The organism is Aquicoccus sp., from assembly GCF_041686535.1.
Taxonomy (GTDB): domain Bacteria; phylum Pseudomonadota; class Alphaproteobacteria; order Rhodobacterales; family Rhodobacteraceae; genus Aquicoccus.
In genome coordinates this window covers 1-2,514 of sequence record NZ_JAWLDS010000195.1, presented here as the reverse complement: position 1 = coordinate 2,514, position 2,514 = coordinate 1, and the positions used below count along the sequence as shown (strand labels likewise).

Below are 2,514 nucleotides of genomic sequence, written 5' to 3'. Positions count from 1 at the left end.
TCCGCCATCGCCTTGGTCAGCCTCGCCCTGTTGAAATTGCGCTCCCGGGACAACACCATGAAGTCCCGGAACACCTGGCGGATCGCCGACCGCTTGGTGCGTCGGAAATCCGCGATCGTCTTGGTGTCGGGCTTCAGGCGGCGGAGCAACCAGACCACTTCGATCTTCGACCGGCGGCTGCGCGCCGTAAGCGGTCTATGAGAAATCGGACCGGGTGAGCGCTATGGATCGGCAGGTACGGCCCTTGAGCAAGGACGCGAACCTGGTCCGCACCCTTCAGCTTTTTGCGAACGCACTCAGTACCGCGGTCGACTGCAAACGCCGACATCATCGCAGAACACACCGGCGAGTCCGCCGATGATGGCACCGCGGCCGCCGTCTCCATCGATGGCTTTCGCCGCGCCATATCCGACAGCCGCCCCGACTATGCCGCGCTCCGCATCGCTGTCGATCGCGGCACCTTGTGCGCAAGCCGAGAGTAGGGCGGTTGACGCGATGAGCGGATAGATGAATTTCATGTTGATCTCCTGAAGGGCCGACAGTGCACCGGCGGCATTGCGGTTATCGGGGATTGCGGAGAATCGTCTCTTCGCAACCCCGCCGGTGCATATGCCCATATGCCAAAGGTGTCCTGTTATCCCATCACCGGCACACTTTCCGGATGTGTTATCGGATAGCAAAGCGTCCCGATCATTCGATCCGTAGATGCCAGTGGTCGATAAAGCGAAAAACTGGAATCTTTTTTCAACTCAAGCCAGGCGCTTGACGGTCTTGCGGGCGCTGACGTCAGACAATCGGCATCGGGCCGTTCGTGGCATTTCCCGCGTCGCATCCGTTCGACCGACCCGCCACGGGAACAGACCTGTCCCTGTTCCCGACCCTGAGCGTTGTCGAGAACCTGTTTCTCAATACCTATCTGCGCGAGAAGAGCCGCATCGTGGACTGGCGCCGGGGCCGCAGGATGGCCCGCGAGGTGCTGGGGCGGCTGGACGTCGCGTTCGATCTCGACGCCAATATCGAGACGCTGCCCGTCGCCGGCAGGTCGTCGCCATCGCCCGTGCGGTGCTTGCCGACGCGCGGCTGATCATCATGGACGAGCCGACCACCGCGCTCACGGGGCGCGAGGTCGAGCGTATGTTCCGCATCGTGCGAGACCTGCAGGCGCATGGTATCGCTGTGCTCTTCGTTAGCCACAAGATGCGCGAGATGCTCGAGATAAGCGAGGCGCTGACGGTCTTTCGCAACGGCAAGAAGGTCGTGAAGGCCCTATATCCGAATTCGACGAGCGCAAGATCACCCATGCCATGACCGGGCGCAACCTGAACACCGGCCATTTCGAGGCCCCGGCCGTCGCCGCCGGGACGATCCCGCGCCTGCGGCTGAAGGATGTCAGTGTTGGCGAGAAGGTGCACGGCGGGTCGCTCGACATCATGCCGGGCGAGGTCGTGGGCCTCTCGGGCCTGATCGGGGCCGGGCGCCAGTCGCTGGTCAAGGCGATCTTCGGCCTGCGCCGGGATCTGACCGGCACGATGGAGATCGACGGTCGGCCATTGGCACCCAGGTCGGTATCCGATGCCATCGACGCTGGCGTGGCTTACGTCCCCGAGGACCGCCTGTCCGAAGGCCTGTTCCTCGACCGCTCGATCCGCGACAACGCGATCTCGGCGGCGATGGATCGCTACGCTCCGCGGCTCTGGATCGACAACGCGCGGGCCCGCCCCGAGACCGAAGCCATGTTCGCCGACATGCAGATCAGCGCGCCTGGTACCGAGGTCGCGGTCTCGACGCTGTCGGGCGGCAACCAGCAACGCGTCGTGATCGGGCGCTGGCTGATGACCGATGCGAAACTCTTGATGCTCAATGGTCCGACCGTGGGGGTCGACGTGGGATCGAAAGACCAGATCCACGCGATAATCCACGGTCTGACACGTGACAAGGGTCTCGCCGTGATCATGATCTCGGACGACATTCCCGAGTTGGCGGCGAACTGCAACCGCGTGCTGACGATGGCCGACGGTCGCCTGACCGGAGAACTGTCCGGCGATACCCTGACCGAAGACGCGCTCGACGCTGCGCTGGCCAGCACGACCCGGAGGCAAACGGCATGAAACTGTTTGGCAGCGCCGATGCCATCATCGCGCTGATCCTTGTGGTCGCGATGGTCGTGATCGGCCTCATAAACCCCGCCTTCTGGCAGTTGTCCAACATCTTCAGCCTGCTGAAATCCAACGTTGTGATCGGTCTGATGGCGCTCGGCGTTCTCCTCGTGATGATTTCTGGCGGCATCGACGTGTCGTTTACGGCCTTCGCGGTGGCCGGGATGTATCTGGTGGTCCGCGTGATGGTGGCGATCGACTATGACGGGGTGATCCTGCCGTTCCTCGCGGCCTCGCTGATCGGCGGACTGCTGGGCCTCATGAACGCGGGCATCATTCACAAGTTCAGTATGATACCGCTGATCGTGACGCTCGGCACGGCGTCGGTTGTGCGCGGGCTGTTGCTGGGGCTCGCGGG

At 63.2% G+C, this 2,514-nt stretch carries 6 protein-coding genes; 5 read left to right on the top strand and 1 reads right to left on the bottom strand.

Features of this window, described 5'->3' with window-relative positions:
• The coding region (locus ACESL9_RS17915; protein WP_372675430.1) for a hypothetical protein at positions 1-201 on the top strand (201 nt) is incomplete at its 5' end.
• A 95-nt stretch (positions 202-296) separates the two neighbouring features.
• Here ACESL9_RS17915 and ACESL9_RS17910 read toward each other — a convergent pair.
• Positions 297-518 (bottom strand): hypothetical protein, encoded by a 222-nt coding sequence (locus ACESL9_RS17910; RefSeq protein WP_372675428.1) that lies wholly within the window; start codon positions 516-518, stop codon positions 297-299.
• Positions 519-811: 293 nt separating this feature from the next.
• Between ACESL9_RS17910 and ACESL9_RS17905 the strand changes: the two genes are divergently transcribed.
• From ACESL9_RS17905 to ACESL9_RS17890, 4 genes are all read left to right on the top strand, one after another.
• The gene (locus ACESL9_RS17905) at positions 812-1,084 is read left to right on the top strand and encodes a hypothetical protein (protein WP_372675427.1); all 273 of its coding nucleotides are present in this window, start codon (positions 812-814) and stop codon (positions 1,082-1,084) included.
• Between the two features lie 5 nt (positions 1,085-1,089).
• Complete coding sequence (locus ACESL9_RS17900; protein ID WP_372675426.1) at positions 1,090-1,308, top strand: hypothetical protein; 219 nt, start codon at positions 1,090-1,092, stop codon at positions 1,306-1,308.
• On the top strand, positions 1,305-2,108 hold the full coding sequence (locus ACESL9_RS17895; RefSeq protein ID WP_372675425.1) for an ATP-binding cassette domain-containing protein: 804 nt from the start codon (positions 1,305-1,307) through the stop codon (positions 2,106-2,108). Before ACESL9_RS17900 ends, ACESL9_RS17895 begins: the two co-directional genes overlap by 4 nt.
• A partial coding sequence (locus tag ACESL9_RS17890; RefSeq protein ID WP_411269472.1) for an ABC transporter permease subunit occupies positions 2,105-2,514 on the top strand: 410 nt, incomplete at its 3' end. The genes ACESL9_RS17895 and ACESL9_RS17890, both read left to right, overlap by 4 nt.

Coding starts and splice junctions, on each gene's coding strand:
- ACESL9_RS17900 (WP_372675426.1), top strand. CDS start 1,090: ATGGACGAGCCGACCACCGCGCTCACGGGGCGCGAGGTCGAGCGTATG.
- ACESL9_RS17910 (WP_372675428.1), bottom strand. CDS start 518: ATGAAATTCATCTATCCGCTCATCGCGTCAACCGCCCTACTCTCGGCT.
- ACESL9_RS17895 (WP_372675425.1), top strand. CDS start 1,305: ATGACCGGGCGCAACCTGAACACCGGCCATTTCGAGGCCCCGGCCGTC.